Here is a 25,978-nt window from a genome sequence, read left to right as displayed (position 1 = left end):
AGGGGCGGCGGGCGCCGAATTCTTTGTGAGGCACCGTCCTTATCAAAGGACGGGCCCGACGCCAATCATTCCCCGTCGGGAGGCTGTATTCCGGCCTTTGCATGGGCCGCAGCGACCATGGCGCGCACCTTTTCCCCAGCCTCGGCCAGCAATGCCTCGTCGGAGGAACGCAGGACCAGCTCGGTCATGACCCGGTCTTTTCCCATCTGGGGGTAGGAGCCCATCTTCACATCGGGATATTCATTCTGCAGCGCGGCCAGCGGACCGCCGAGCGTGCCTTCGCCGACGGCAGCCTTCACGGTGATGGACTGCACCTTCTTGCTGCCCTTTAGCGTGGGCGTCAGGGCTTCGAGCATGGCGCGCATGATGACGGGCACGCCGGCCATGACGTGCACATTGCCGATGCGGAAGCCGGGGGCGGCGCTGACCGAATTGACGATGAGATCGGCGCCTTCGGGAATGCGGGCCATGCGGAGGCGGGCTTCGTTGACCTCGGTGCCGGTTTCCTTCCAGCGCGCTTCGAGCATGGCGCGGGCCTGGGCATTGATCGGCAGGGCGACGCCGAAGGCCTTGGCGATGGCGTCGGCGGTGATGTCGTCATGCGTCGGCCCGATGCCGCCAGTGGTGAAGACATAGGTGTAGCGCTGGCGGAGGGCATTGACCGCTTCGACGATCGACTCTTCGACGTCGCTGACGACGCGCACTTCGGTGAGATCGATGCCGAGATCGGTACAGAAATCGGCGACAGCGCCGATATTCACGTCCTTGGTCCGGCCGGAAAGGATTTCGTCGCCGATTACCAGAAGGCCGGCGGTCACACGAGTTTGGGTCGACATGGATTTTTCCGCTTCACTAAGCCCAAGAGCAATGCCCCTGCCTTAGGCTGCCGTCAAGCTGGCGGGGGACTTTCAATCGGCGGTGCAACTGACTAGGTTTGTGTCATCCCCTGGAGTTCTCAATGGTTACCTACGTCGACGCATCCGCCAAATCCCGCCGGACTCCCGGTGTCATCCCGCTGCATGGCGCGGAGGGTTTTGAAGGCATGCGCAAAGCCGGGGCGCTGACGGCCCAGGCTCTCGATATTTTGACCGAGTATGTCGAGCCAGGCGTGCCGACCTCCAAGCTCGACCAGATCGCCTATGAATTCGCCCGCGACAATGACGCGGTGCCGGCGACGCTCTTCTACAAGGGCTATCGCCACTCGGTCTGTACCTCGATCAACCACGTGGTGTGCCACGGCATTCCAGATGATCGCGGGCTGCGCGAGGGCGATATCGTCAATGTGGACCTGACGCTGATCGTCGACGGCTGGTATGGCGACTCGAGCCGCATGTATCCGGTGGGCGAAATCTCGCGAAAAGCCGAGCGGCTGATCGAAGTGACCTATGCCGGGCTCGAAGCTGGTCTTGCTGCGGCCAAGCCGGGCAACACCACGGGTGATATCGGCGCCGCCATCCAGGCGGTGGCGGAAGGTGAGCGCATGAGCGTCGTGCGCGACTTCGTCGGCCACGGCGTCGGCCGGCTCTTCCACGATGAACCGAACATCCTGCACTTCGGCACGCCCGGAACGGGCGTTCCGCTGAAGCCGGGCATGATCTTCACCATCGAGCCGATGATCAACCTTGGTAAGCCGCACGTCAAAATCCTCTCCGATGGCTGGACCGCAGTGACGCGCGACCGAACGCTCTCGGCGCAGTGCGAGCATTCGATCGGCATCACGGAAACGGGGCACGAGATTTTCACGCTCTCGCCCGGCGGCCTTTTCAATCCACTCGAAGCGCGGAAGCGGTCTTGAGCGACAAGCCAGACGGCATGGCTGAAGCGGCGGTAAAGCCGCATTATCTCGGGCACCGGGAACGGGCCCGCGAGCGGTTCAACACCGTGGGCGGCGACGCGCTGGCCGATTATGAACTGCTCGAGCTGCTGCTGCACATGATCCTGCCGCAGCGCGACACCAAGGCACTGGCGAAAGATCTCCTCACCCGCTTCGGCTCGGTGTCCGAAGTGCTGGGCGCGCCCCCTGCCCGGCTCGCCGAGGTCAAGGGGCTGGGCGAAACGTCCATCACCCATCTCAAAGTGGTGCAGGCCGTGGCGCAGCGCTTTGGCCGCGACAAGATCGACGTCGAAAAGCCGATCCTCTCCTCCTGGTCACAGCTCATCGATTACTGTCGTGGGGCCATGGCCTATGAGAGCGTCGAGCAGTTCCGCATTCTCTTCCTCGACAAGAAGAACAGGCTGATCGCCGACGAGGTGCAGCAGGTGGGCACGGTGGACCATACCCCGGTCTATCCGCGCGAGGTGATCCGCCGCACGCTGGAGCTTTCAGCGTCCGCCCTGATCCTCGTCCACAACCACCCATCGGGCGATCCCTCTCCATCAGCAGCCGACGTGCGGATGACGCGCGAAATCGCCGAGATCGCCAAGCAGATGGGCATTACCCTCCATGACCACATCATCATCGGCCGTGCCGGGCACGCCTCGATGCGCGGGCTGAAGCTAATCTGACGGCTGCTGGCGGCGGCCGAACAGCCGGTCGCTGAACTGTTGGAGGTGGCGCAGCGCCGACTTGACGCGGGGGTTGGCCTTGGCCTGCGCCCGCAGCTTCTGGAACTGCTGATGGCAGCCCACCGAGAGACGTCCCTTGAGCGTCAGGCCGACATAGTGCTGGCGGAGCGGGGTCTGCACATTGCACCAGTGCCGCTTTTCGTCAGTAAAGCCCGAGCCCATGTCGAACATGGAAAAGCCGCTATCGAAAACGGTCTGCATGACGCGCAGCAGGCATTGCTTGCCCGGCGAACCCACTTGGATAGCCGGATCGTCGCTCATCGAGGAGATGAGGCAGAACATGCGCGTGCCGTGGACGACATTGTAGCGCACGGCGACGATCTCGCCGTTGAGGCGGAGCACGTGCAGCCGGATATCGAGCCCCGAACCGGGCTCCATGGCGCGCTGATAGAAATCGACGAGGTTGTCGCAGACGAAGGTGTCGCGAATGCCCTGGGCGCGGAACCGGGCCGAGCGCTGGCGGAACATGACCTCAATGGCCGCCCTGCCCGCCGCAGGATCGGTAACCAACTCAAAACCGATCTCGCCCAAAGCCGCGAGGCGGTCGCCCTGCTGGCGGTCGTGCTTGCGGCGGCTGCGGCTGCGTTGCAGACGGTCGCACTCTTCCCAGGAGGCGAATTCGGAGCGGTAGAGCGTATCCACCGCGAGAGGGCCGCCCAATTCGTCGAAAAGGCCGCCGAAGCCGGCGATCTCGCCCGGAATGGCGCGGAGATAGACGGCATCGGCGTCGTCCAACTGGGCGAGCATGGTCTGCCAGAGCTGCGCGCGGCCCTCGGGGCCAAGCTGCGCCAACCGGCGATAGTCGGAAATAGGCGCGTAGCAGCCGACCTGCGAGCGCGGGAACCAGGTGTATACCGTCACGCCCATCTGGCTGCGGCGATGGAGCGGCAATAGCGCCACCGGCTCTCCGTCAACCTCGCCGACGACGAAGCACTGGTGTTCCGGGGCAATGCCGCGATCGGCGATCCAGAGACGGATGAAATCGAAACTCTGGCCGGGCGACTCGACGCCATCGGCCGTAAGCGCCCGCCAGACGGTCTCGACAGAGGCGATATCGTTGACGCGACGGGCAGTCATGGGCGCGAGCGGACGCGCGGAAGCGTCGGCCGACCGGCCGATATCCCCGCCGCTCTCGGCAAGTGCGCGCAACACAGGCTGGCTATTCGCGTTGGCCGTGTCCATCTTTCCCGTCCACATGACTGCGCCAGTCTTGGCGCATTCGAGTAAATCGGGCCTGAAGATCACGCAGCAATTGTTCTGCGCAGAGCGGAAAACGTGGGAGGGTTAAGAAACTCCTGCGCCTTAACCGAAATTGGCCAGCACCGGAAAGGTTTCGAGAAACCAGAACGAGATGCGGGTGAAATTGCCGGTGAGGAACAGTAGCCCGGTAACCACCAGCAGGCCGCCCATGATGCGTTCGACCGTGTGCAGGTGGCGCTTGAACGTCTGGAAGAAGGTCAGGAACGGACCGATGGCGATGCCGGCAAGGAAGAAGGGAATGCCGAGGCCCAGCGAATAGAGCCCGAGCAGCGAGGCGCCTTCCCAGGCGGTTTCGCGGCTGGCGGCCACGGAGAGGATCGCGGCCAGCACCGGACCGATGCACGGCGTCCAGCCGATGGCAAAGGCCAGACCCAGCAGGAACCCGCCGGCCGGACCCGAGGCGGCGCCCGGACCGTTGTGGCGGATCTGCCGGTCGAGGAAGGAAATGCGATAGATGCCCAGGAAATGCAGGCCCATGGCGATGATGACGATGCCGGCAACCGGCGTCATGATCGGCAGCAGCTGGCGGAACACCTGGCCGAAAGCAGTCGCCGTCGCGCCGAGCGCAATGAAGACGACCGAAAAGCCCAGGATGAAGAAGAGCGAAGTGATCGCGACCTTGAAGGTCAGTTTGCCGGCGCCCGTATCGGCCTCGGCGCGCAGCTGATCAAAACTCGCGCCGCTCATATAGGTGAGATATGGCGGCACAAGTGGCAGGACGCAGGGGCTGAGAAAGCTCAGGATACCCGCACCAATCACCAGAGGCAGAGAAAATTCCAAGGCGACGCTCCCCGTTTCGGGGCCTTGTGTAGCGCGACGGACATATAAAGCAATCGGCCTAAGGGTCGCATCGCGGCGAAGTGAGCGCGCATCCCCCGCTGTCCGATAATAAGGGTGACATGCCACGTTCGAGGGCATAGACTTCACCCGTCGCTGCCCTTGCCGTGGCTTCAGCGACGACAGTCAAATGCCCTGCAAGAGGTTCAAGCTGCCGCCACAAAACAAAGGTGGCGTCATGAGTCCGTTTTCAGTCTTGACGATCAGTTGTCCGCATTGCGGTCAAAAGAACTCCATTACTACGGGTAACTTGCCCCTCGGTACGCTTCTTGGGTGTTCCCATTGCGGGCGCGAAGTTGCGCGCTGGCAGGGCAGCGAAACGGGCTTTGCCCCGGCGCAGTCCCTGGGCGCAACCCCAGGCAGCATCGACGAGCCCGACGAACTCGCGCCAATGCTGTGATCAGCTAGTGGCCTGAGAGCATCTTGGATATGCGCAGCGCGTAGCGATCCGTCATGCCCGACGTGTAGTCGGCCAGTGCGTGCAGCGCGCTGGCGGGTGTCGTCAGGTCGCGCAGGTCGAGATCGAGCGCACGCACCAGCTGCTGGGAGCGGGCTCCGATCCGTTCGGCCTGCCAGTTGACCGAAGCCAGGTCTTCAAAGACCGGCAGGATGCCCGACATCACATTGCCGATGATGCGGCGGCCCGAGATTTCAAGCTCGGTCTTCCGCCTTGCGGTAAAGATGTGGTCGGATGAGAGCTTGCGCATGTTTTCAAAGATCGGCGCCATTTCGCCGACCTCCGTCAGTGCGCCCGAAAAGGTGCCGGCCATGATCGGCTCGTAGTGGGCCTTGAAGGCTTCGACGCAGCTGTCGATGGCCTTGCCTATGGCCATGGCGCGCAGCATGGCGACGTGTTCGGCCTGGTTTCTGTCACCGGCGCCGGCATCGCGCGGCTTAGCCGCTTCGACGAGGATTTTCACCACCGCCTCATAGGAGAGCTCGCCGGTGGTGAAGGCGTCTTCGATGTCGACGATATTGTAGCAAATGTCATCCGCCGCCTCGACGACGAAGACCAGCGGATGGCGCCGCCACCATGTCTGATCGCCGATGCGCTCTTCGGGCAGGCCAAGCGAGGCCGCGACGTCTTCGAAGAGCGCCGTCTCGCTGCTGAAGACACCGAACTTCTTGAGGCCGACATAGCTTGCATCGCCACTCGCCTTAACGGCTGCGCGGGTTTTCGCAGTGACGGGGTATTTCATGAAGGCGCCGAGCGTCGCCTTGGAAAGCCGCATGCCGCCGTCATTGCGGTACATTTCAAGCCGCGTCAGGATGCGAAAACCCTGCGCATTGCCCTCGAAGGCAGTGAATTCGGGGCGCAGGCTGGGATCGAGATCGCCTGCAAGGCCCCTGCCCTCGGAAAACTGCTCGGCAAACCAGGCGCCCATGGCGTCTTCGCCGGAATGGCCGAAGGGCGGATTGCCGATGTCGTGGGCGACGCACGCCGCCTGAACGATATTGGCAAGGCTATGTTCGCCCCCGGCCTCGATGTGATTTTGCTCAGCCAGCCAATGGCCGATGCGCATGGCCAGCGAGCGCCCGACGCTGCTGACCTCGATCGAGTGGATCAGTCGGTGATGGACGTGATCGTGCTCATAGAGCGGCTGCACCTGTGTCTTGTTGGCAAGGCGGCGGAAGGGCGCGGAGAAAATGATGCGGTCGTGATCCTGCACGAAGATCGACCGGCTGGCCTGCGGGACATATTTCTTGTCGCCGAGACGCTCTTCGGAAAGAAGGCGGTTCCAGTCCATGGCAGATCCTCACGCGAGCGGGCTTTTGAGGATATGACCCGCCCAAGGTGACGGAGTCCCGCGGCGGTCTGCCTTTTCAACAGCTATGCGCCCTTTTCCATCAGGGCCTTCAGGGTTTCGAGGTCTTTTCGCACCGCGGCCGCATCGCGCTGATACTCCGCTTCGCTCATGCCGTTCTCCTGCAGCAGCAGGAAGGTCACCTCGGCGCCGTCGCCATTGGGCATGACGCGCAGGGCCACATGGACCACCCGGTCATCAAGGTGCACATCATGGTCCAGCACGCCAAAAGCATTCTTCTCGCTGAAGGTGATGCGGATCGGATTGCCGCCGGGATCGCGAGCGATCCATTTTAGGCCCGCGCCTTCAAAACCATTGCCCAGGCCCGCAGCCCATTGAACCATATTGGCGGGCTCGGCGGCGAATTCGTAGACCTCGCGCCAGGGACGATTGATGGTCACGGCCAGCGTCGAACTGCGGTGGGTCGCCATGTGTTTTTCCCCTTTGCGGATGGGGCCAGTCTAGGGTCCGGTTTCGGCCATGCCAACCAAAGGCTAGGCTTGCCCCGGCGCGCCGGTCGCCCTATAGCCAGACCATCGCCTGGAACTGAGGTGCCCCCTTCATGTCGACCCGCCCCCTGCGTATCGCCCCGTCGATCCTTTCCGCCGATTTTTCGCGGCTCGGAGACGAGGTTTCCGCCATCGTCGCCGGCGGTGCGGACTATATCCATATCGACGTGATGGACGGACATTTCGTGCCCAATATCAGCTTTGGCGCACCGATCATGAAGTCGATCCGCGGCGTCACCGACAAGGTTTTCGACGCGCATCTGATGATTGCGCCGACCGATGCCTATCTCGCTGATTTCGCCCATGGCGGCGCCGACATCATTACCGTCCACGCCGAGGCCGGCCCGCACCTCCACCGGTCGCTGCAGGCCATTCGCGGTCTCGGCAAGAAGGCCGGCGTGGCGCTCAATCCGGCAACGCCGGTTTCCACGATCCAGCACGTGATCGACAATGTCGATTTGATCCTCGTCATGAGCGTCAATCCGGGCTTCGGCGGCCAGAGCTTTATTCCCGAGGCGATCACCAAGATCCGCCAGGCCAAGGCGCTGATCGGCGGCCGCGATATCGATCTGGAGGTCGATGGCGGCGTTACCGCCGAGAATGCCCGGGCGATTGTCGATGCCGGCGCCAACGTGCTGGTGGCCGGTTCGGCCGTCTATGGCGGCAACGATCCCAAGACTTATGCCGGTCGCATTGCGGCCATTCGCGAGGCGGCCACCGGCCGCATCGCCTGAATCCAATTCTGACCTCATAAGGCAAAGCCCATGATTCCGCGCTATTCCCGTCCCGAAATGGTGGCCAACTGGTCGGCCGAGACCCGCTTCGCGATCTGGTTCGAAATCGAAGCCCATGCGACCGAGAAGCAACTGGCCGAGGTGGGCGTCGTGCCCAAGGAAGGCGCCGACAAGATCTGGGAAGTCATGAACGCGCGCAAGGCCGAGCTGGGTGACTATGGTTTTGACGTCGAACGCATCGACGAGATCGAACGCACCACCAAGCACGACGTCATTGCCTTTCTGACGCACCTTTCCGAAATCGTCGGTCCCGATGCCCGCTTCGTGCACCAGGGCATGACCTCGTCCGATATTCTGGACACGACCCTGTCGGTGCAGATGAAGCGCGCCGCCGATATTCTGTTGGCCGATATCGATGCCCTGCTCGCCGCGCTCAAGCGCCGCGCCATGGAGCACAAGCACACCATCACCATCGGCCGCAGCCACGGCATCCACGCAGAGCCGACGACCTTTGGCGTCAAGCTCGCCGAAGCCTATGCCGAGTTCAGCCGCAACCGCGCCCGCCTCGTTGCTGCCCGCGACGAGATCGCCACGGCAGCCATTTCCGGCGCCATCGGCACCTTTGCCAATATCGATCCGCAGGTCGAAGAATATGTCGCCGAAAAGCTCGGCCTCTCGATCGAGCCCGTGTCCACCCAGGTGATTCCGCGCGATCGCCACGCCATGTTCTTCGCCACGCTCGGCGTGATCGCCTCGTCGGTCGAGCGCGTCGCCGTCGAAATTCGCCACCTGCAGCGCACCGAAGTTCTGGAAGCCGAAGAGTTCTTCTCGCCGGGCCAGAAGGGCTCGTCGGCCATGCCGCACAAGCGTAACCCGGTGTTGACCGAAAACCTCACCGGCCTTGCCCGCCTCGTGCGCGGCATGGTGACTCCGGCGCTCGAAAACGTGGCGCTCTGGCACGAGCGCGATATTTCGCACTCCTCGGTAGAGCGCATGATCGGACCGGACGCCACCGTGACCCTCGACTTCGCCCTTGCGCGCCTCACCGGCGTTATCGACAAGCTCGTCGTCTATCCGGAAAACATGCGGAAGAACCTCGACCTCCTCGGCGGTCTGCACAATTCGCAGCGCGTACTGCTGGCGCTCACCCAGGCCGGCTATAGCCGCGAAGACTCCTATGCCGCCGTGCAGCGCAACGCCATGAAGGTCTGGGAACACCGCGGCGACCGCGCCGGCCTCTTCGCCCAGAACCTCAAGGCCGATCCCGATGTGACGCTGAGCGACGCGCAGATCGACGCCATGTTCGACGACGGCTACCACCTCAAGCATGTCGATACGATCTTCTCGCGGGTTTTCGGCGCATGAGAATCGCCGATACCGACATCCTGATCCTGCCGGGCCTCGGCAGTTCGGGCCCCGGCCACTGGCAGGTGCGCTGGGCGGAGAAGATGTCGACCGCCGCCATCGTGGAGCAGGCCGACTGGGACGAGCCCGATCCGGAAGACTGGATCGACACCATCATCGAGGCCGTCAAGCTGGCCAAGCGGCCGGTTGTGCTGGTCGCTCACTCGCTCGCCTGCATCGCCTTGGTGCAGGCTGCATCGCGCTTCCCCGAAGGGGTGGTGCGAGGCGCCCTGCTGGTCTCGCCACCCGATGTCGAGCTCAATCCGGATGTGCCCGAGGAAGCAAAGTGCTTTGGGCCGGTTTCGCGCGATCCCCTGCCCTTTCCCTCGCTCCTGGTGATTTCCTCAACCGACCCTTTCTGCTCGCTCGAGCGGGCCGCTGACTATGCCGGCGCCTGGGGTTCGGACTTTCATCAGGCGGGCGACGCAGGGCATATCAATGCCCAGTCCGGTCACGGACCCTGGCCTGAGGGCCTGATGATGTTCACACGGCTGATGCAGCGCCTATGACCGACGCTTATCGCCTGGTGCCCGACGTTCCGTCCGTCGACGACTATCTGCGCCTGCGCGTCGTTGCCGGCCTCAGCCCCAAGACCCGCGAGGGGGCCTCCATTGGCCTCCCCAACAGCTGGTTTGGCGTCACGGTCTTCTTCGAAGGTCAGGCCATCGGCATGGGCCGGGTCATCGGCGATGGCGGCACGGCCTTCCAGATCGTCGATATTGCGGTGGAGCCTGCCCATCAGGGCAAGGGGCTCGGCAAGCGCATCATGACCGCGCTGATGGACAAATTGGCCGCCGAAGCACCCGAGGGCGCTTATGTCAGCCTTATTGCCGACGGCGAGGCCAAACACCTTTATGCCAAATATGGCTTCGAACCGGTCATGCCTGCCTCAATCGGCATGGCGAGACGCGTAACGAAAGCTTGACGACACAAGTTTGGCAACGGCGCCGACATGCCGCCTCCATTTCGCCTAACTGCCTGAAATTGGGGCTTAAAAGCGCCTCGCAGAATTAATTCTTGTTAACTTGAGAAGGCAAAAACGCGGGCCTAAACCATTGCCGCTGGTTTGGAAACGCCGGTGAATGACGAAGGCATTCGCGACGCGACGGGTCCTGAAAACCAGCCAATTGGGCACCACGCCCAGCTCGCATGGAGATGATCATGCGTAAATTCGTTACCCCCCTCCTCGTGGCTCTGGTGGCAGTCGCACCCGGCGCAGCATTTGCCGCAGGCACTGCGGCAGCACCTGCGGCAAAGCCCGCAGTGACCGCGCCGATGGACCAGTCCACCTCGGGCACGGTGAAGGCCTTTGACCTCAAGGCTCACACCCTTACCCTGGCGGATGGGAAGATTTATCAGCTGCCCACCACCTTTAAGGACCCGGGCCTGAAGGCCGGCGAAAAGGTCACCGTGCACTGGAAGATGAACGGGACAGCCTACGACGCCACCAGCGTTATCATCGGATAGAAAAAAGGGAGCCGGCAACAACCGGCTCCCTCTCGTTTCTGCGCTGTCGGGCAGATCAGCCTTCGGAGGCGATCTGCTCGTTGGCGACGCCAGCCAGGGTATCCATCTTCTGACGAATCACGTCGTCGCCGATGGTGATGCCCTTGGCCTTGAGATCGGACGAAACCTTGCGGAACACGTCCCCGTCGCCGGCTTCTTCGAAATCGGCGGCAACCACTTCGGCGGCATAGGCCTTGGCTTCATCGCCCGAAAGGCTCATCAGCTCGGCGGCCCAGATACCCAGCAGCTTGTTGCGCCGTGCTTCGGCCTTGAATTTCTTCTCGGCATCGAAAGCGAACTTTGCTTCCTGGCCCTTCTGACGCTCGTCGAACGCGCTCATGGTCTCTCCCATATGGCTCATGTGCCGGATGCCCGGCCGGTTCACAACCGACATAGGCGGTTGCAGGCAGCAAATCAACGGCGAGCCGCAGCATGCGACCTTGTGTGCAGCCAGCCACAGTCAGCGGCGACGGCGCTTGTGGACGACACGAAAGAGCTTGCAATTCCGTGCCATTCTGGCGCATGAAGCGCGCCTAAACGGTGCGCTTTTTCACGGCAGCGGATACCCCCATGAATCGTCGACGCAAAATCTATGAGGGCAAGGGCAAGATCCTTTTCGAGGGTCCTGAACCGGGCACTCTGGTCCAGTATTTCAAGGACGACACGACCGCCGGAAACGGCGCCCGTCATGAAGTCCTCGACGGCAAGGGCGTGCTGAACAACCGAATCTCCGAATTCGTGTTCACCAAGCTCAATTCCATGGGCATCCCGACCCACTTCCTGCGTCGCATCAACATGCGCGAGCAGTTGATCAAGGAAGTCGAGATCATCCCGCTTGAAGTGGTCGTGCGCAACTATGCCGCCGGCTCGCTCTGCAAGCGCCTCGGCCTCGAGCCCGGCACGCAGCTGCCCCGCTCGATCATCGAGTTCTACTACAAGGACGATGCCCTCAACGACCCGATGGTGTCGGAAGAGCACATTACGGCCTTCGGCTGGGCCACCCCGGCCGAGCTCGACGACATCATGAGCCTTGCCATCCGCGTCAACGACTTCCTGACCGGCCTCTTCATGGGCGTCGGCATCCAGCTCGTCGATTTCAAGATCGAGTGCGGCCGCCTCTATGAAGGCGATCTGATGCGCATCGTGCTGGCTGACGAAATCAGCCCGGACAATTGCCGCCTGTGGGACATCAAAACCCGCAACAAGCTCGACAAGGACCGTTTCCGCGAAAACCTCGGCGGTCTCGTCGAGAGCTATCGCGAAGTGGCCCAGCGCCTCGGCATCCTCGTTGAAAACGACAATGCGCTGACCACCGGTCCGCGTCTCGTCCAGTAAATTTCGGGAAGACACCATGAAGGCGCGCGTTACCGTCACCCTCAAGGCTGGCGTTCTCGACCCCCAGGGCCAGGCCATCGAAGGCTCCCTGGCCTCCCTCGGCTTTGGCGGCGTCAAGGGCGTCCGCCAGGGCAAGGTTTTTGACCTGGTTCTCGACGGCACCGATGTGGAAGCCGCGCGGACACAGTTGACCGGCATGTGCGAAAAGCTGCTGGCGAATACTGTGATCGAAAACTACCAGATCGAAATCTCTAATTAACGCTTAATTGCGATAACTGATGACGCGCCGAGCTTGGCGTAGGACTGTATGCACATGCGTAAAACCCAGATTGCTCTCTCAGTAATGTTTTTCGCCTCGCTTGGCCTGCTTTTCGCAGCATATGCCTCTGTGCCGGTCTGACCGGCCTTAGGGCATTTCTTACCACTGCAGCAATTGTCTAGAAGCTGACCGCCTGCTTTAACCGGCTGGTGTCGGGCTTTCGCTACCGTGCGTGTAAAATCGCATGGGAGCGCGACAATGGCAGAGGCCAAGCAAAGACTTGATTGGGTTGATATGGCCAAGGGCCTGTCGATCTTTCTCGTCGTAATCATGTATTGCGCATCGAGCGTGGGCGAGGATACCGGGCAGACCGGCTTCCTGCATTGGACCATCGCCTTTGCCATGCCCTTCCGCATGCCCGAATTCTTCCTGATCTCGGGCCTGTTCCTCTCCCAGGTCATCGATCGTCCCTGGCGGGCCTATGCCGACCGGCGCATCGTTCACTATTTCTATTTCTATGCGCTCTGGGCGGTGATCCACATCGTCTTCAAGGTCGCCCTTGTCGGCCGCGATCCCGGGGGCGCGCTGACCTATCTCGCCTGGGCCGTGGTCGAACCCTATGGCGTACTGTGGTTCATCTACATGCTCGGCATCTTCGGGCTGACCAGCAAGCTCCTGCACCAGATCAAAGCGCCGTTCTGGGGCGTCCTTATCGTCGGCGCGGCCCTGCAGATGGCCTCGGTGCATACCGGAAGCTACCTCATCGACCAGTTCTGCGCCTATTTCGTCTATTTCTATGCCGGCTATGTATTTGCCCCGATGATCTTTCGCCTAGCCGATTGGGCCAGCGACAATGTCGCCGCCGCACTCGGCCTGCTCGCCGGCTGGGCAGTCATCAACGCGGTGCTGGTGTTCACGCCCGGCTTCCGGCTCGATCCCGTCCATATCCAGATGGGTTGGGCCGCGCTTCCCGGCGTCCACCTGCTGGCCGCGCTTGCAGGGGCTCTGGCGATCTGTGTCGCCTCCGCGCTGCTGGTTCACCTGCCCTGGATGAACTGGCTGCGCTGGATGGGTGGCAAGTCGCTGGTCGTCTACGTCGCCTTCGTGCTGCCCATGGGCATTGCCCGCACGCTGCTGCTCGCTGCAGGCATCCACGAGCCCAACCTCGTCAGCCTCGTCGTCATGGTCGTTGCGATCGTGTCGCCGCTGGTTCTGTGGTGGATCACCGAGAAGATCGGGTTTGGCAAGTTCCTCTTCGCGCGCCCCGCCTGGGCCCACCTGCCCGGCACACGACCGGTCAAGACCGTGGCCGCGCCAGCAGAATGACAATCGGGCCGAGGCTTTCCTCAAGTCCTCGGCCTCCTCCCCTTGTGCCTTGTCCGGCCCGGCGCTACTTCTCTCATTAATAAGGGAGTAGCCATGCCGACCGATTTTCTGCCGCTCATTCTGGCTGTGGCCATTGGCTATCTCGCCGGATCCATTCCTTTCGGCCTGATTCTGACGCAGGCGGCCGGCCTCGGCGATATTCGCAAGATCGGCTCGGGCAATATTGGGGCGACCAATGTGCTGCGCACCGGTAACAAGCAGGTTGCCGCCGCTACGCTCGTGCTCGATGCGCTCAAGGCTGCCATCCCGGTTCTTGTCTGCCGCTATTTCTGGGGCGAGGAAGCCGCCATGCTCGCCGCCGTCGGCGCCTTCCTGGGGCACTGCTTCCCGGTCTGGCTCGGCTTCAAAGGTGGCAAGGGCGTCGCCGTGATGATCGGCTCGCTCCTCTCGCTCGCCTGGCCGGTGGGCCTGATCTTCTGCGCCGTCTGGCTGCTCATCGCCTTCACGCGCAAGATTTCCTCGCTTGCAGCGCTCACCGCCGCAGCAACGGCACCGATCTTTGCCTATGTGCTCGGCAACGAGCGGCTGTCATTGACCGTGCTTGGCCTTGCCCTGCTGCTGTTCTTCCAGCACCGCGAAAACATCGCACGCCTGCTCAATGGCACCGAGTCGACTATCGGCGGCGGCAAGAAGGCGAGCTGACCATGCGGGCCCGCGTGACGCAAAAGCTCACGCCGGCCCAACGCACGGCCTGGCTGCGTCTGGCGCGCAGCGACAATGTCGGCCCCATCACCTTCCGCCAGCTCGTCAACCGCTTCGGCTCGGTCGATGCTGCGCTCGACGCCCTGCCCGCCCTGATGCGCAGCGCTGGGCGTCCCTTCCGCATCACCTCTACGAGCCAGGCTGAAGACGAGATCAGCGCGCTCCAGGGCCTCGGTGCCCGCGTCATCGCCATGGGCGAGGCGGATTATCCCGAACACCTCATGCACATTCCGGGCGCGCCGCCCGTCCTTACGGTCGCGGGCGGCGAAAACCTCGACTGGCATCGAACGGTCGCTATCGTCGGCGCGCGCAATGCGTCGGCCGCCGGCGCCAAGATGACGCGCCTCCTGACCACCGATCTCGGCGAAGCCGGCTATGTCGTCGTCTCTGGCCTGGCACGTGGCATCGACACCTCAGCCCATCGCGCCAGCCTGACCACCGGCACCATCGCCGTTCTCGCCGGCGGGCTCGACTGCATCTACCCAGACGAAAACATTCCGCTCGCCTCAGAAATCCTCGGCTATGGCGGCGCTCTCGTCACCGAAATGCCGCTTGGCTGGGAGCCGCGCGCTCGCGACTTCCCGAGGCGTAACCGTATCGTTTCCGGTCTGTCGCTCGGCACCGTCGTCGTGGAAGCGGCCAAACGCTCGGGTTCGCTGATCACGGCGCGCCTCGCGCTGGAGCAAAATCGCGACGTCTTCGCAGTTCCAGGCTCGCCGCTCGATCCACGGGCCGAAGGCGGCAATGCCCTCATTCAGCAAGGCGCGCGCCTCATCACCTGTGCTGCCGACATTCTCGAAACCATTGGCGGTGCGGACCCGGCGCGCTCGATGCTGTTCGAGGCCGAATGGCACCCCGGGACCGATATGGTGCCTGAGCCGCCACCCGGCGCCGATGAACGTTCGCGCCTGCTCACAGCGCTGTCTACGACCCCGACCGACATAGAAGAATTGCTGGCCCAGACGACTATCACACCGCAGGCCATGCAGATTTTGCTGCTTGAGCTCGACCTCGCCGGACAGATCGAATGGTCGTCTGGCCAGCTCGTCGCTTTGCGGGGCGCTTGAGCAAAATCAGCCCCCCGTTGACACCGCCCCCTCGGTTCACCATGTTGCGCCTCCTCGGTAACAGCGTTGCGGAACGGGTACTCCATGAAGGTCGTCGTCGTTGAAAGTCCGGCTAAGGCCAAGACAATCAACAAGTATTTGGGCAAGGACTATGAGGTCCTGGCTTCGTTCGGCCACATCCGTGACTTGCCTGCCAAGGACGGTTCGGTCCGTCCCGATGAAGATTTCGCCATGTCCTGGGAGGTCGATACGGCCTCCAAGAAGCGCGTTGCCGACATTGCCAATGCCCTCAAGGGGGCCGATGGCCTGATCCTCGCAACCGACCCTGATCGCGAAGGCGAGGCCATTTCCTGGCACATTCTCGACGTGCTCCGGCAGAAGAAGGCGCTGAAGAAAGATACGCCGGTCCAGCGCGTGGTCTTTAACGCCATCACCAAAGATGCCGTGACCACGGCCATGGCGCATCCGCGCGATGTCGATATGCCGCTCGTGGACGCCTATCTCGCCCGCCGCGCCCTCGACTATCTCGTGGGCTTCACCCTATCTCCGATCCTCTGGCGCAAGCTGCCGGGCTCGCGCTCGGCCGGCCGCGTTCAGTCCGTGGCCCTGCGCCTCGTCTCCGACCGTGAAGCCGAGATCGAAAAGTTCAAGGCGGAAGAATACTGGTCCGTCGAAGCCGCGCTCTCGCAGAACGGCAAGGGCTTTGTTGCGCGCCTCTTCTCCGTCGATGGCAAGAAGACCGACAAGCTCGACATCAAGACCGGTGAAGACGCCGCCGCGCTGAAAAGGCTCATTGAAGCTGGCCAGTTCAACGTTTCCAACGTCGAAAAGAAGCCGACCAAGCGTAACCCATACGCGCCCTTCACCACGTCTTCCCTGCAGCAGGATGCGTCGTCGCGCCTTGGCCTCTCGCCCTCGCGCACCATGCAGATCGCCCAGCGCCTCTACGAAGACGGCCTCATCACCTATATGCGTACCGACGCCGTGCAGATGGCGCCGGAAGGCATCGCCATGGCCCGCTCGGTCATTGGCAAATATTACGGCGACGAATATCTGCCGGAAAAGGCACGCATCTATCAGTCCAAGGCCAAGAACGCCCAGGAAGCGCACGAAGCGATCCGACCGACGGATATGTTCAAGCGCCCCGAGCAGCTCAGCCTCGACGCCGATCAGGCAAAGCTCTATGGCCTGATCTGGCGCCGCACCCTCGCCTCGCAGATGAAGTCGGCTGAAATCGACCGCACCACGGTGGACATCGCCGTCAACGTGCCCGGTCGCTCGGTCGAGCTGCGCGCCGTCGGCTCCGTCGTCACCTTCCCGGGCTTCCTCAAGCTCTACGGCGTCGAGGTCAAATCCGACGAGGACACGGAAGACGAAGATAGCCGCGAACTGCCCCCGCTCAAGGTCGGCGACAAGCCGAACCTTGAAAAGGTCGACATCGAGCAGCACTTCACCCAGCCGCCGAGCCGGTATACCGAAGCGAGCCTGATCAAGAAGATGGAAGAGCTCGGCATCGGCCGCCCTTCCACCTATGCGGCAACGCTCTCGACCCTCAAGGACCGCGACTATGTCCGCCTCGAAGGCAAGGCGCTGCACCCCGAAGATCGCGGCCGCATCGTCACCGCCTTCCTCGAAAGCTTCTTTACCCGCTATGTCGAATACGGCTTTACGGCCGGCCTCGAAGAGCAGCTCGACGAAATTTCGGATGGCAAGCTCGACTACAAGCAGGTGCTCCGCGATTTCTGGAAGGATTTCACCGGCAACGTCGAAGAGATCAAGGATCTCCGCGTTTCCGAAGTCCTCGACGCGCTCAATGACCTGCTTGCCAGCCGTATCTTTCCGCCCAAGGAAGACGGTTCCGATCCACGCCGCTGCCCAACCTGCGGCACAGGCACGCTGTCGCTGAAACTCGGCAAATTCGGCGCCTTCATCGGCTGCTCGAACTATCCCGAGTGCAAGCACACGATGCAGCTCTCCGACGCGGCCTCCGGCCAGTCCTCGGAAGCGGCGGCCGGTGATGGCGTCCTCGGCACCGATCCGGAATCGGGCGAAGAAGTCCACCTCAAATCTGGCCGCTTCGGCCCCTATGTCCAGCTCGGCGAAGGCAAGGAGCCCAAGCGCTCGTCCCTGCCCAAGGGCTGGGAGCCGGGCTCGCTCACGCTCGAAAAAGCGCTACAGCTGCTCTCGCTGCCGCGTGAAGTCGGCCTCCATCCCGAATCCGGCCTGCCCATCTCCGCCGGCCTTGGCCGCTACGGCCCCTTCATCCTGCACGATGGCAAATATGCCAACCTGCCGGACGTGGAAGAAGTCTTCACCGTCGGCCTCAACCGCGCCGTCGACCTCCTCGCCCAAAAAGCCGCCGGTGGCTTCAAGCGCGGCGGCGGCACTGCGGTCGCAGCCATCCAGACTTTCGAGCACGATGGCGGCCCGATCACCGTCCGCGCCGGCCGCTATGGGCCATACGTGAACCAGGGCAAGGTTAACGCGACCATCCCCAAGGACGTAAAGCCCGAGGACGTCACCGTCGAACAGGCCGTCGAATGGATCGCCGCCCGCGCGGCCGCGACCGGCACCAAGGTGAAAAAGGCTCCGGCGAAAAAGGCCGCTGCCAAAAGGCCTGCCGCCAAGGCCACAGCTGAAAAGAAGCCGGCCGCCAAAAAGGCACCAGCCAAGAAGAAGGTCGCCGCAACGACCGAAGAAGATCCGCCGTTCTGAGGCTTGCCTGAAATCTCCGGAAACGCCATTCTCGCGGCGTTCCGGAGATCGACCGTGCGCCGCCTGCTATCCGCCTTTGCCTTTGCCCTGGCACTCACGCCCACGGCCCACGCCAATGGCCTTCTCGAGCCCCCGCTGAGCTTTGCACCCGGCACCGGCACGCCGCGCGTCGCCGTTACGCTCGACGCCTGCATGGGCGGCATCGATCACCGCATTCTCGACGTCCTGGTGCGCGAGCGCATCCCGGCGACTCTCTTCGTCACCGCAAGGTGGATGAAGAACAATGCCGAGACCACCGCAGTCCTCGCCGCCCATCCCGATCTCTTCGAAATCGAGGATCACGGTCGCAATCACGTGCCCGCCGTCACCGGCAGCGAAAAGCCCTATGGCATTACTCCTGCCGGCACGCTCGCGGCAGTGGATGACGAGGTGCTCGGCGGGGCCGAGGCGATCATCGCCGGCTTTGGCCGCCAGCCCACCTGGTTTCGCGGCGCCACGGCGCTCTACACGCCCGATGCGATGGAAGAGATCGCTAAACTCGGCTATCGCGTCGCCGGCTTTTCGCTGAACGCCGATTTCGGCGCCAGCGCCACGGCCAAGGTGGCCCAGTCTCGCATCGAAGGCGCAAAAGACGGCGATGTCATCATCGCCCATATCAACCAACCGAGCCGCGCCGCAGGCGAAGGCATCGCCAGGGGCCTGCTAACCCTCAAGCAGAAAGGCTACACCTTCCTGCGCCTCGACCAGCTGCCCTGAAACTCAGCCCATCGTCCTTCCGACAAGGCTCAGCCAGTTCTCCAGCGCGATCTTGCGCACCAGCGTTTCGCCATAGCCCTTGTCGAGCAGCGCCTGCAGCAGCTTGGGCACGCCGGTAACGTCCTTGATCGGCGCCGGCATCACCGCCCCGTCAAAGTCGCTCCCGAGCGCCACGCCGTCCTCGCCCAGCGCTTCCACCAGCGCATCGACATGGCGGACCATCAGGTCGATCTCCATGTCCGGCTCCATCTTGCCATCGGGCCGCAAAAAGCCCGTCGCATAGTTGAGCCCAACCACGCCGCCACTCTCGCGGATCGCCGCCAACTGCCAGTCGGTCAGGTTTCGCGTCGATGGGCAAATCGCAAAAACATTGGAATGCGTCGCCACCAGCGGCTTGGTCGAAATGGCAGCGACATCGCGGAAACCAGCGGCATTGAGGTGCGAGAGATCAATCATGATCCCCATCTGGTCGCACACCCGCACCAGCTCCTTGCCGGAATCGCTCAGCCCCGGCCCGATATCGGGATCGGCATTGTGCTTGAAGGGAACGCCGGTCCCAAAGGCATTGGCGCGGCTCCAGGTGATCCCCAGCGAGCGGAATCCCGCCGCGTAAAGCACTTCGAGCGAATTGAAGTCTGTGTCGATCGCCTCGGCGCCCTCATGGTGATAGATCGCCGCCAGCTTTCCCGCCGCAATCGCCGCCCGCAGCTCCGCTTCCGTCCTACACACAGCCAGAGCGCCGGCCTTTTCCAGCCGGAACATCAGCGCCGCCATGGCATTGGTCGAGCGCTGCGCCTCGGCGATATCCAGCTCCGGCGGCAATTGCCCGCCCGAAGTCGTCGGGCTCGCCGCCACGGCATTCAAATTTGTCTTCAGCGGCGGCGGGAACATGGCGAAGAACCCGCCAGCCATCCCGGCTTCCTTGGCCCGCGGCAGGTCGATCTGCGCCTCGGCCATGCCGTTCGTGAACAATTCCACCTTGTTGGGCCGCGGGTCATCCAGCATCCGCAACAGCGTGTCATTGTGTCCGTCGAAGAATGGAATCGTCATGGAATCGCCTTGGGTTGAAGCACCCATTCAAGCGGCCTTTGCCCGGCATGGCGAGCCAATTTGGCAAAAGCCCAGCAATCCCCTACATATCGGGCAACATGACCACCAAAAAACCAAAACCAAAAAACACCTCGGGCCCGAAGCGCAGCGTTCAACAGCGCGCCGGTGAATTGCCCACGCGCGAACAATTGCTGGAGGCCCTGAAGCAGGACGCCGACATCAAGGGCAAGCGCGACCTCGCAAAAATCTTCGGCATTCGCGGCGATATGCGCCGGCCGTTCAAGGCAATGCTGGCCGAGCTTGAAGGCGAAGGCATCATCACACGCACCCGCAAGGCGCTGCGTCGCACCGCCGCCCTGCCCCATGTGACCGTCCTCGATATTCCGTCCGACGCCGATCCCGACGCGCTCCACGCCTTCCCGGCCCAGTGGAACCCGGAAGAAGGTGAGAAGCCGCGCGTCGAAGTGCTCCTTGCCAAGGATTCGCGCGTCGTCCCGGCTCCGGGCGATCGCATCCTCGCTCGCATCGATGCCGGCGAAGACGAAATCCCCCACTATACCGCCAAGCCGATGAAGGTGCTGGACAAGCCCCGTCGCGGCCAGATCGGCATTGTCCGCATGGACAATGAAGGCGCCCGCCTGATCCCGGTCGATCGCAAGCAGAAGGAAATGCGCATTCCGCTCGGCGATCTCGGCGAAGCCCAGGACGGCGATCTCGTCGAGGTGGAAGTAAAGCTTTCCGGCCGCCTGATGATTCCGCGCGCCCGGGTGACCTCCGTCATCGGCAACCCCGCCTCCGAAGGCGCGGTTTCCATGATCGCGATCCACAATCTCGAAATCCCCTACAAATTCCCGACCAGCGTCATTCGCGACGCCGAAGAGGCCAAGGAAGCGACGCTCAAAGGCCGCGAAGACTGGCGCGACCTGCCGCTCGTCACCATCGACCCGCCCGACGCCAAGGATCATGACGACGCAGTCCACGCCGCGCCCGACGAGGATCCGAAGAACGCCGGCGGCCATGTGGTCACCGTGGCCATCGCCGACGTCGCCGCCTATGTCCGCCCCGGCACCTCGCTCGATCGCGAAGCGTATCTCCGCGGCAACTCGGTCTATTTCCCCGACCGCGTCGTGCCCATGCTGCCCGAGCGCATTTCCAACGAGCTGTGCTCGCTGAAGGAAGGCGAGGCGCGCGCCGCTCTCGCCGTGCGCATGGTGCTCAATGCCGATGGCCACAAGATCAGCCACAGCTTCCATCGCATCCTGATGCGCTCGGCAGCCAAGCTCAGCTATCAGCAGGCCCAGGCCGCCATCGACGGCAATGCCGACGACAAGACGGGCCCTCTGCTCGAGCCCATCCTGCGCCCCCTGTGGGACGCCTATGCCGCCATGGCCTCGGCCCGCGACAAACGCGGCCCGCTCGACCTCGACCTACCCGAGCGGAAAATCATCCTCGACGACAAAGGCATGGTCGCCGATATCCGCATTCCGGAGCGCCTCGAAGCCCATCGCCTCATCGAAGAGATGATGATCGCGGCCAACGTCGCCGCCGCCGAAACGCTGGAACAAAAGCGGAGTGAGCTGCTCTATCGCGTCCATGACGAGCCGAGTTCGGAGAAGCTGCAGAGTCTTCGGGACTTCCTCGGCAGCCTCGACATCGCGGTCAAAAAATCCGATTCCGTCCGCGCGTCCGATTTCAATGGCATCCTCGGCCAGGCCCGCAAGGCCGGCAATGTGGAACAGGTCAGCGAAATGGTGCTGCGCAGCCAGGCGCAGGCCGAATATTCCGCCGAGAATTACGGCCATTTCGGTCTGAACCTCGACCGCTACGCCCACTTCACCTCGCCCATCCGCCGCTACGCCGACCTCATCGTGCACCGCGCTCTGGTGCGTGCCTTGGGCCTCGGCGACGATGGTCTCACCGAGCAGGAAGCGACCAAGCTCCAGGGCATCGCCCAGCACATCTCGGCCACCGAGCGCCGGGCCATGCTGGCCGAGCGCGAGACGTCGGATCGCCTGCTGGCGCAGTTCCTCGCGCAGCGCATCGGCGCGCGTTTTGAAGGCCGCATTTCCGGCATTACCCGTTCCGGACTCTTCATTCGCCTGATCGAAACCGGCGCCGACGGGTTCATTCCGGCGTCGACCCTGGGTCAGGACTATTATCGCTTTGTCGAAGAGCGGCAGGCGATGATCGGGGAGCGCAGCGGCGAGACGTTTACGCTGGGCGACCGCGTCTCGGTCCGCCTGGTCGAAGCGGCACCGGTAGCCGGCGCGCTACGCTTCGAACTTCTCTCGGAGGGAAGCCGCGGCAATCCGCCATCTGGCCGCCGCCCTCGAAAGGCACCATCTAGGAGCTTCGGTCCAAAGGGCCGGAGAAAGCGATAGTTTGATGGATCAGGACACCACCACTCTCGACCAGCGCAGCGTCGGCCAGGCCATGTGGCGCGGCACTCTTTGCAAGTGCCCCCATTGCGGCCAGGGCAAGATGTTCCGCGCCTATCTCAAGGTCGTCGACCAGTGCGACGTTTGCGGCGAAGAACTCAAGCACCACCGTGCCGATGATTTCCCGCCCTATATCGCCATCACCATTGTCGGCCACATCATCATCTTCCTGATGCTGCACCTGGACATGACCTATCATATCCAGCCGATCACCTACATGATCTCCATGATCCCGCTGGCCATCGTGCTGCCGCTGGCCATGCTGCCCTCGATCAAGGGCTCCATCGTCGGCCTGCAATGGGCCACGCGCATGTATGGATTCGGTACCGGCCAGCGGGACTGACGTTTCGATCGGTCACCGCGCTCCAGTGAGAGTGCCGTAGTCGTCGGCACTTTCCCATATCACTGCATTTTGAGAGCGGCACTACGGCGCCGCCCTACCCCCTCCGCACCGACGACCGGCCCTCAGGCAAACTGCGACCCTGCCCGCGCCTTGACCTTCTCCCTCGGCCGGAACCGCAGCGCCGACCATTCCCCATTGAGCGCGACCGCCCGCACCGGGCGCAGCCCCTGCGCCTCCAGCGGCGCCCAGCCGGTGTCGCGGGTCAGGCCGGCGGCCTTGCCGATCTCGCCCTTCCTATAGGCAACCCATAGAAGCCCGTCCGGAGGCAACTCGGCCAGGATTCGCGGCGTCATGGCCTCCACCTCCCCGGGGCCGGCAAAACACGCCAAAACCCCGTCATAATAGGAATCGCCATGCACCGGCTCCACCTCGGCGCCGGCGGTGATTTCCTCGGCGATTTCCTGGGGCACGTTGATCAGCCAGAGCTTGGTGCCAGCCTTGATCTGCAGGCGGTGCAGCAATTCGGTCGGTGTGGTCATCTCTCTGTCTCCATCTGGCTCTATATGCTTGACAACTTCCCGCAAATCCGTAGGTTGCGCCCAAATTCCGGCGCTGCCCTGGCTCGCGGCGCCTTTTCGTTTGAAGGACTACGAAAATGGCAAAAGCCGCCACCATCAAGATCAAGCTCGTGTCGACCGCCGATACCGGCTATTTCTACGTGACCAAGAAGAACGCCCGTACCCAGACTGAAAAGCTGGCATTCAAGAAGTACGATCCCGTTGCTCGCAAGCACGTCGAATTCAAGGAAGCCAAGATCAAGTAATCTGATCTGACCTTCTAAGCGTTTGAAAGGCCCTGCACAATCGTGCGGGGCCTTTTCGCATTTGGACTAACCAATTCTCGAAACGGCTATTGCCGATGCTAACAGTCTGTCAGCACCGGGGCGCATTTCCATAACGATTTCAGGAGTGAGAGTGGCTGGTCCGGAGCGGTACGTCGAAGAGGCCACTCTCACCGCGTCCGGACCAACCGCCCTACGGGACTCAGGAGTTGCGGCGGACCTGAGATAAGCCGTAGGGAGCTCTGAGGCATCAGTCGTTTGCGACCATCGCCTTCTGGAGACCACCCTACAATGGGCCCGCCGAAACTCAAGGAAATCCAGTCGAATACTGGCGATAACCATCTGTTAATTATAACAGATAACCCTAATAGGCGGCATTTTATCAAGCTGCGTCGAGAATAACCCGGTTCCGGCCCTCGCGCTTGGCCCGGTAAAGGGCCAGGTCGGCACGCTTGATGAGGGTTTCGGGCGTATCCGCCTGGCTCTCGATGAACGACACGCCCACCGACACGGTCACGACCAGTGGCCGGGACGAATTCACGTCAAAGGCCTTCTCGGCAATCGCCTGCCGCACCCGCTCAGCCACGAGTTCGGCATTGAGAACATCGGTGTCGGGCATGAGCACGACGAACTCCTCACCACCAAAACGGCAGGCCAGGTCGACACCGCGGATATTGCGCTTCACCCGCGCCGAAAACTCTCTAAGCACCATGTCGCCAGCGTCGTGGCCGTAGGTGTCATTGACCGATTTGAAGTGGTCGATATCGAGGATCATCACCGCCATATTGCGTTCCTGGGCTTGAGCTTTGCCCAGCAAGACACTGAGATGTCTATCAAAATAGCGGCGATTGTAGAGCCCGGTCAGATCGTCCGTAACGGCCAGCGCGATGGTGTTGTTGACGCTCTGGCGCAGTTCCATGGCGTAGCGGTGACGGCGGATTTGAGTCCGCACCCGCGCCTTCAATTCGTTCCGCTCGATCGGTCGGCTGATGAAATCGTTAACCCCGAGATCAAGCGCCCGCACCACGCGCGGCTTGTCGCCGTCGTCGGCCATCAGGATAATCGGCAGGTTGCGGGATTGCTCTACGGTGCGAATCTGGGAGGCCACGCGCAGCGGGTCAAAATCGCCCAGCGACATGCTCACCAGTACCAATTCGTATTGTGCGCCAGACACATGGAAGACGGCGTCGGCCGGGTCGAGCAGGATGTCGACCTTGTGCTCTTCGCTCAGATACCCCTGCACCCGCTCGGCATGGCGCTTGTCGTTGTCGATGATCAGCACCGAGCCACCACTGGCCGAGATCGTATCCATGGCGCGAAGGGCGTCTTCGATAGCGATCTGCTGGCCGGTCAGGGCGCGAGCCCGCAATTCGTCGGTCAGCGATTTCAAACGCGCCAGACTCTTCACGCGGGCCATGAGCTGGGTGTCGTCGACGGGCTTGGTCAGGAAGTCATCGGCGCCGGCTTCGAGGCCTTTGACCCGGTCCGAAGGCTGGTCAAGGGCGGTGATCATCAGCACCGGAACGTGGTGCGTCCTGGGGTTGGACTTCAGGCGCCGGCAGACTTCGAAGCCGTCCATCACCGGCATCATCACATCGAGCAGGATGATGTCGACTTCGTTATTGTCACAGATTTCAAGGGCTTCGGGGCCGGAACTGGCGGTGAGCACGTCAAAATACTCAGCCGACAGCCGCGCTTCGAGCAACCGGACATTCGTTGGAATGTCGTCGACAATCAGAACGCGCGCAGTCACGGCATATCCCCCAAGTCAAAACAAACTGGCCCGGCGGCCGCACCGGCCGTCGAGACCCACAGAAGCGTCAACCGCTCCCTGCTTATTCAGGCAGGCCCAATGTAATGGGCAATGGTTTCCAGAAAGTGAGACACGGAGATAGGTTTAGAGATGTAACCTTCGCAGCCGCCTTGCAAAATTCGCTCTTCGTCACCCTTCATCGCGAAAGCGGTGACAGCGATGACGGGGATATGGGCGAGTTGTTCGTCATCCTTGAGCCACTTGGTGACCACGAGCCCCGACACTTCGGGCAATTGGATATCCATCAGGATCAGGTCGGGCATGTGAGCCCGCGCCAAATCCAGCGCCTCCAGACCGTTGCGGGTCTGGATGACCCGATAGCCGCGCGATTCGAGCAGATCGTTGAAGAGCTTCATATTGAGCTCGTTGTCTTCCACGATCATCACTGTCTTGGACATTGGTCCTCACTTAAAAGCCTGCGGCACCGGTGGTTTCCCCTGTCCCAGCACTGCGGCCCTTCGCTTCCCCGTCCCCTTGGGGTATCATTCAATCTGTTACAAAACCTCAAATGAGGCCAAGACTTGCCGCTCGCGAAACCGTCATCGCTGGACCTTGCCGAAGTCGCCGAGGCTTGCCTCGGTTACCTTGCCGAAAACCCCGATGAACTGCTTGCTTTCATGCAGCATGCCGGGCTCGACCCCGACAAGCTCGCC

27 protein-coding genes are annotated in these 25,978 nt (G+C 62.5%); 17 read left to right on the top strand and 10 right to left on the bottom strand.

What is annotated here, in order from left to right:
• Window positions 1-65: 65 nt before the first annotated feature.
• Window positions 66-836, bottom strand: coding sequence for a molybdopterin-binding protein (locus J0I64_RS01890; protein ID WP_291405881.1), 771 nt, complete (start codon window positions 834-836; stop codon window positions 66-68).
• Between the two features lie 122 nt (window positions 837-958).
• Between J0I64_RS01890 and map the strand changes: the two genes are divergently transcribed.
• Window positions 959-1,795, top strand: a complete 837-nt coding sequence (map, locus tag J0I64_RS01885; RefSeq protein ID WP_291405879.1) for a type I methionyl aminopeptidase — start codon at window positions 959-961, stop codon at window positions 1,793-1,795.
• Window positions 1,796-1,812: 17 nt separating this feature from the next.
• On the top strand, window positions 1,813-2,505 hold the full coding sequence (gene radC / locus J0I64_RS01880) for a DNA repair protein RadC (protein WP_291405974.1): 693 nt from the start codon (window positions 1,813-1,815) through the stop codon (window positions 2,503-2,505).
• Here radC and J0I64_RS01875 read toward each other — a convergent pair.
• The 4 genes from J0I64_RS01875 to J0I64_RS01860 all read right to left on the bottom strand — a co-directional run bounded on the left by J0I64_RS01875 (window position 2,497) and on the right by J0I64_RS01860 (window position 6,898).
• Window positions 2,497-3,747, bottom strand: coding sequence for a GNAT family N-acetyltransferase (locus tag J0I64_RS01875; protein WP_291405877.1), 1,251 nt, complete (start codon window positions 3,745-3,747; stop codon window positions 2,497-2,499). The two genes, radC and J0I64_RS01875, sit on opposite strands and share 9 nt — an antisense overlap.
• A 120-nt stretch (window positions 3,748-3,867) precedes the next feature.
• Window positions 3,868-4,605 (bottom strand): cytochrome c biogenesis protein CcdA, encoded by a 738-nt coding sequence (locus tag J0I64_RS01870; RefSeq protein WP_291405875.1) that lies wholly within the window; start codon window positions 4,603-4,605, stop codon window positions 3,868-3,870.
• 461 nt (window positions 4,606-5,066) lie between these two features.
• Complete coding sequence (gene dgt, locus J0I64_RS01865; RefSeq protein WP_291405873.1) at window positions 5,067-6,410, bottom strand: dGTP triphosphohydrolase; 1,344 nt, start codon at window positions 6,408-6,410, stop codon at window positions 5,067-5,069.
• Between the two features lie 83 nt (window positions 6,411-6,493).
• On the bottom strand, window positions 6,494-6,898 hold the full coding sequence (locus J0I64_RS01860; RefSeq protein WP_291405871.1) for an SRPBCC family protein: 405 nt from the start codon (window positions 6,896-6,898) through the stop codon (window positions 6,494-6,496).
• A gap of 131 nt (window positions 6,899-7,029) precedes the next feature.
• Between J0I64_RS01860 and rpe the strand changes: the two genes are divergently transcribed.
• The 5 genes from rpe to J0I64_RS01835 all read left to right on the top strand — a co-directional run bounded on the left by rpe (window position 7,030) and on the right by J0I64_RS01835 (window position 10,581).
• The gene (gene rpe / locus J0I64_RS01855) at window positions 7,030-7,710 is read left to right on the top strand and encodes a ribulose-phosphate 3-epimerase (RefSeq protein ID WP_291405869.1); all 681 of its coding nucleotides are present in this window, start codon (window positions 7,030-7,032) and stop codon (window positions 7,708-7,710) included.
• Between the two features lie 30 nt (window positions 7,711-7,740).
• Entirely contained in the window at window positions 7,741-9,075 is a 1,335-nt protein-coding gene (purB, locus tag J0I64_RS01850; protein WP_291405867.1) for an adenylosuccinate lyase, read from the top strand.
• Window positions 9,072-9,623, top strand: a complete 552-nt coding sequence (locus J0I64_RS01845) for an alpha/beta hydrolase (RefSeq protein WP_291405865.1) — start codon at window positions 9,072-9,074, stop codon at window positions 9,621-9,623. Before purB ends, J0I64_RS01845 begins: the two co-directional genes overlap by 4 nt.
• Window positions 9,620-10,039 (top strand): GNAT family N-acetyltransferase, encoded by a 420-nt coding sequence (locus J0I64_RS01840; protein ID WP_291405863.1) that lies wholly within the window; start codon window positions 9,620-9,622, stop codon window positions 10,037-10,039. The genes J0I64_RS01845 and J0I64_RS01840 overlap by 4 nt, the downstream gene beginning before the upstream one ends.
• A gap of 236 nt (window positions 10,040-10,275) precedes the next feature.
• Window positions 10,276-10,581 (top strand): DUF1344 domain-containing protein, encoded by a 306-nt coding sequence (locus J0I64_RS01835; RefSeq protein WP_291405861.1) that lies wholly within the window; start codon window positions 10,276-10,278, stop codon window positions 10,579-10,581.
• A 55-nt stretch (window positions 10,582-10,636) separates the two neighbouring features.
• On the opposite strand, the gene J0I64_RS01830 is transcribed toward J0I64_RS01835, so the two are convergent.
• Complete coding sequence (locus J0I64_RS01830) at window positions 10,637-10,960, bottom strand: DUF1476 domain-containing protein (protein WP_291405859.1); 324 nt, start codon at window positions 10,958-10,960, stop codon at window positions 10,637-10,639.
• Between the two features lie 230 nt (window positions 10,961-11,190).
• Between J0I64_RS01830 and purC the strand changes: the two genes are divergently transcribed.
• From purC to J0I64_RS01795, 7 genes are all read left to right on the top strand, one after another.
• Entirely contained in the window at window positions 11,191-11,955 is a 765-nt protein-coding gene (gene purC / locus J0I64_RS01825) for a phosphoribosylaminoimidazolesuccinocarboxamide synthase (RefSeq protein WP_291405857.1), read from the top strand.
• A gap of 16 nt (window positions 11,956-11,971) precedes the next feature.
• Window positions 11,972-12,214, top strand: coding sequence for a phosphoribosylformylglycinamidine synthase subunit PurS (gene purS, locus J0I64_RS01820; RefSeq protein WP_056307425.1), 243 nt, complete (start codon window positions 11,972-11,974; stop codon window positions 12,212-12,214).
• 258 nt (window positions 12,215-12,472) lie between these two features.
• The gene (locus J0I64_RS01815; protein WP_291405852.1) at window positions 12,473-13,540 is read left to right on the top strand and encodes an acyltransferase family protein; all 1,068 of its coding nucleotides are present in this window, start codon (window positions 12,473-12,475) and stop codon (window positions 13,538-13,540) included.
• Window positions 13,541-13,633: 93 nt separating this feature from the next.
• Window positions 13,634-14,242, top strand: a complete 609-nt coding sequence (gene plsY / locus J0I64_RS01810) for a glycerol-3-phosphate 1-O-acyltransferase PlsY (RefSeq protein ID WP_291405850.1) — start codon at window positions 13,634-13,636, stop codon at window positions 14,240-14,242.
• Window positions 14,243-14,244: 2 nt separating this feature from the next.
• The gene (gene dprA / locus J0I64_RS01805) at window positions 14,245-15,369 is read left to right on the top strand and encodes a DNA-processing protein DprA (RefSeq protein ID WP_291405848.1); all 1,125 of its coding nucleotides are present in this window, start codon (window positions 14,245-14,247) and stop codon (window positions 15,367-15,369) included.
• Between the two features lie 84 nt (window positions 15,370-15,453).
• Window positions 15,454-18,084 (top strand): type I DNA topoisomerase, encoded by a 2,631-nt coding sequence (gene topA / locus J0I64_RS01800; RefSeq protein WP_291405846.1) that lies wholly within the window; start codon window positions 15,454-15,456, stop codon window positions 18,082-18,084.
• Window positions 18,085-18,138: 54 nt separating this feature from the next.
• Complete coding sequence (locus J0I64_RS01795; RefSeq protein WP_291405843.1) at window positions 18,139-18,840, top strand: polysaccharide deacetylase family protein; 702 nt, start codon at window positions 18,139-18,141, stop codon at window positions 18,838-18,840.
• Between the two features lie 3 nt (window positions 18,841-18,843).
• Here J0I64_RS01795 and J0I64_RS01790 read toward each other — a convergent pair whose 3' ends face one another.
• Window positions 18,844-19,890 carry a dipeptidase gene (locus tag J0I64_RS01790; protein ID WP_291405841.1) on the bottom strand — a complete coding sequence of 349 codons (1,047 nt, stop codon included), beginning with the start codon at window positions 19,888-19,890 and terminating at the stop codon, window positions 18,844-18,846.
• Window positions 19,891-19,988: 98 nt separating this feature from the next.
• Here J0I64_RS01790 and rnr point away from each other — a divergent pair, with 98 nt between their 5' ends.
• Together rnr and J0I64_RS01780 are read left to right on the top strand one after the other, a co-directional pair.
• Complete coding sequence (gene rnr, locus J0I64_RS01785) at window positions 19,989-22,271, top strand: ribonuclease R (protein ID WP_291405839.1); 2,283 nt, start codon at window positions 19,989-19,991, stop codon at window positions 22,269-22,271.
• Window positions 22,272-22,275: 4 nt separating this feature from the next.
• Window positions 22,276-22,671 carry a DUF983 domain-containing protein gene (locus J0I64_RS01780; protein WP_291405838.1) on the top strand — a complete coding sequence of 132 codons (396 nt, stop codon included), beginning with the start codon at window positions 22,276-22,278 and terminating at the stop codon, window positions 22,669-22,671.
• 122 nt (window positions 22,672-22,793) lie between these two features.
• Here the strand turns inward: J0I64_RS01780 and J0I64_RS01775 are convergent, their stop codons facing one another.
• Window positions 22,794-23,210: a hypothetical protein gene (locus J0I64_RS01775; protein ID WP_291405836.1), complete on the bottom strand. Its 417-nt coding sequence runs from the start codon at window positions 23,208-23,210 to the stop codon at window positions 22,794-22,796.
• A 116-nt stretch (window positions 23,211-23,326) separates the two neighbouring features.
• Here J0I64_RS01775 and rpmG point away from each other — a divergent pair, with 116 nt between their 5' ends.
• The gene (rpmG, locus tag J0I64_RS01770) at window positions 23,327-23,494 is read left to right on the top strand and encodes a 50S ribosomal protein L33 (RefSeq protein ID WP_046143529.1); all 168 of its coding nucleotides are present in this window, start codon (window positions 23,327-23,329) and stop codon (window positions 23,492-23,494) included.
• A gap of 400 nt (window positions 23,495-23,894) precedes the next feature.
• Here rpmG and J0I64_RS01765 read toward each other — a convergent pair whose 3' ends face one another.
• Complete coding sequence (locus J0I64_RS01765) at window positions 23,895-25,265, bottom strand: PleD family two-component system response regulator (RefSeq protein ID WP_291405831.1); 1,371 nt, start codon at window positions 25,263-25,265, stop codon at window positions 23,895-23,897.
• 86 nt (window positions 25,266-25,351) lie between these two features.
• The gene (locus J0I64_RS01760) at window positions 25,352-25,723 is read right to left on the bottom strand and encodes a response regulator (protein ID WP_291405829.1); all 372 of its coding nucleotides are present in this window, start codon (window positions 25,721-25,723) and stop codon (window positions 25,352-25,354) included.
• Window positions 25,724-25,978: the final 255 nt, after the last annotated feature.

The sequence above is a fragment of the Devosia sp. genome (assembly GCF_017307565.1).
In the GTDB taxonomy this organism is placed as follows: Bacteria; Pseudomonadota; Alphaproteobacteria; order Rhizobiales; family Devosiaceae; genus Devosia.
The sequence above is the reverse complement of the archived record's forward strand: the minus strand, read 5'-3'. Positions and strand labels throughout refer to the sequence as shown.

Excerpts from the sequence above, each read along its gene's own strand:
- plsY (WP_291405850.1), top strand. The coding sequence starts at position 13,634 with ATGCCGACCGATTTTCTGCCGCTCATTCTGGCTGTGGCCATTGGCTAT.
- J0I64_RS01815 (WP_291405852.1), top strand. The coding sequence starts at position 12,473 with ATGGCAGAGGCCAAGCAAAGACTTGATTGGGTTGATATGGCCAAGGGC.
- J0I64_RS01835 (WP_291405861.1), top strand. The coding sequence starts at position 10,276 with ATGCGTAAATTCGTTACCCCCCTCCTCGTGGCTCTGGTGGCAGTCGCA.
- J0I64_RS01875 (WP_291405877.1), bottom strand. The coding sequence starts at position 3,747 with ATGGACACGGCCAACGCGAATAGCCAGCCTGTGTTGCGCGCACTTGCC.
- rnr (WP_291405839.1), top strand. The coding sequence starts at position 19,989 with ATGACCACCAAAAAACCAAAACCAAAAAACACCTCGGGCCCGAAGCGC.
- J0I64_RS01790 (WP_291405841.1), bottom strand. The coding sequence starts at position 19,890 with ATGACGATTCCATTCTTCGACGGACACAATGACACGCTGTTGCGGATG.
- J0I64_RS01780 (WP_291405838.1), top strand. The coding sequence starts at position 22,276 with ATGGATCAGGACACCACCACTCTCGACCAGCGCAGCGTCGGCCAGGCC.
- J0I64_RS01860 (WP_291405871.1), bottom strand. The coding sequence starts at position 6,898 with ATGGCGACCCACCGCAGTTCGACGCTGGCCGTGACCATCAATCGTCCC.
- dprA (WP_291405848.1), top strand. The coding sequence starts at position 14,245 with ATGCGGGCCCGCGTGACGCAAAAGCTCACGCCGGCCCAACGCACGGCC.
- map (WP_291405879.1), top strand. The coding sequence starts at position 959 with ATGGTTACCTACGTCGACGCATCCGCCAAATCCCGCCGGACTCCCGGT.
- purB (WP_291405867.1), top strand. The coding sequence starts at position 7,741 with ATGATTCCGCGCTATTCCCGTCCCGAAATGGTGGCCAACTGGTCGGCC.
- topA (WP_291405846.1), top strand. The coding sequence starts at position 15,454 with ATGAAGGTCGTCGTCGTTGAAAGTCCGGCTAAGGCCAAGACAATCAAC.
- rpe (WP_291405869.1), top strand. The coding sequence starts at position 7,030 with ATGTCGACCCGCCCCCTGCGTATCGCCCCGTCGATCCTTTCCGCCGAT.
- J0I64_RS01890 (WP_291405881.1), bottom strand. The coding sequence starts at position 836 with ATGTCGACCCAAACTCGTGTGACCGCCGGCCTTCTGGTAATCGGCGAC.
- dgt (WP_291405873.1), bottom strand. The coding sequence starts at position 6,410 with ATGGACTGGAACCGCCTTCTTTCCGAAGAGCGTCTCGGCGACAAGAAA.
- J0I64_RS01760 (WP_291405829.1), bottom strand. The coding sequence starts at position 25,723 with ATGTCCAAGACAGTGATGATCGTGGAAGACAACGAGCTCAATATGAAG.
- purC (WP_291405857.1), top strand. The coding sequence starts at position 11,191 with ATGAATCGTCGACGCAAAATCTATGAGGGCAAGGGCAAGATCCTTTTC.
- radC (WP_291405974.1), top strand. The coding sequence starts at position 1,813 with ATGGCTGAAGCGGCGGTAAAGCCGCATTATCTCGGGCACCGGGAACGG.
- purS (WP_056307425.1), top strand. The coding sequence starts at position 11,972 with ATGAAGGCGCGCGTTACCGTCACCCTCAAGGCTGGCGTTCTCGACCCC.
- J0I64_RS01830 (WP_291405859.1), bottom strand. The coding sequence starts at position 10,960 with ATGAGCGCGTTCGACGAGCGTCAGAAGGGCCAGGAAGCAAAGTTCGCT.
- J0I64_RS01845 (WP_291405865.1), top strand. The coding sequence starts at position 9,072 with ATGAGAATCGCCGATACCGACATCCTGATCCTGCCGGGCCTCGGCAGT.
- J0I64_RS01840 (WP_291405863.1), top strand. The coding sequence starts at position 9,620 with ATGACCGACGCTTATCGCCTGGTGCCCGACGTTCCGTCCGTCGACGAC.
- rpmG (WP_046143529.1), top strand. The coding sequence starts at position 23,327 with ATGGCAAAAGCCGCCACCATCAAGATCAAGCTCGTGTCGACCGCCGAT.
- J0I64_RS01775 (WP_291405836.1), bottom strand. The coding sequence starts at position 23,210 with ATGACCACACCGACCGAATTGCTGCACCGCCTGCAGATCAAGGCTGGC.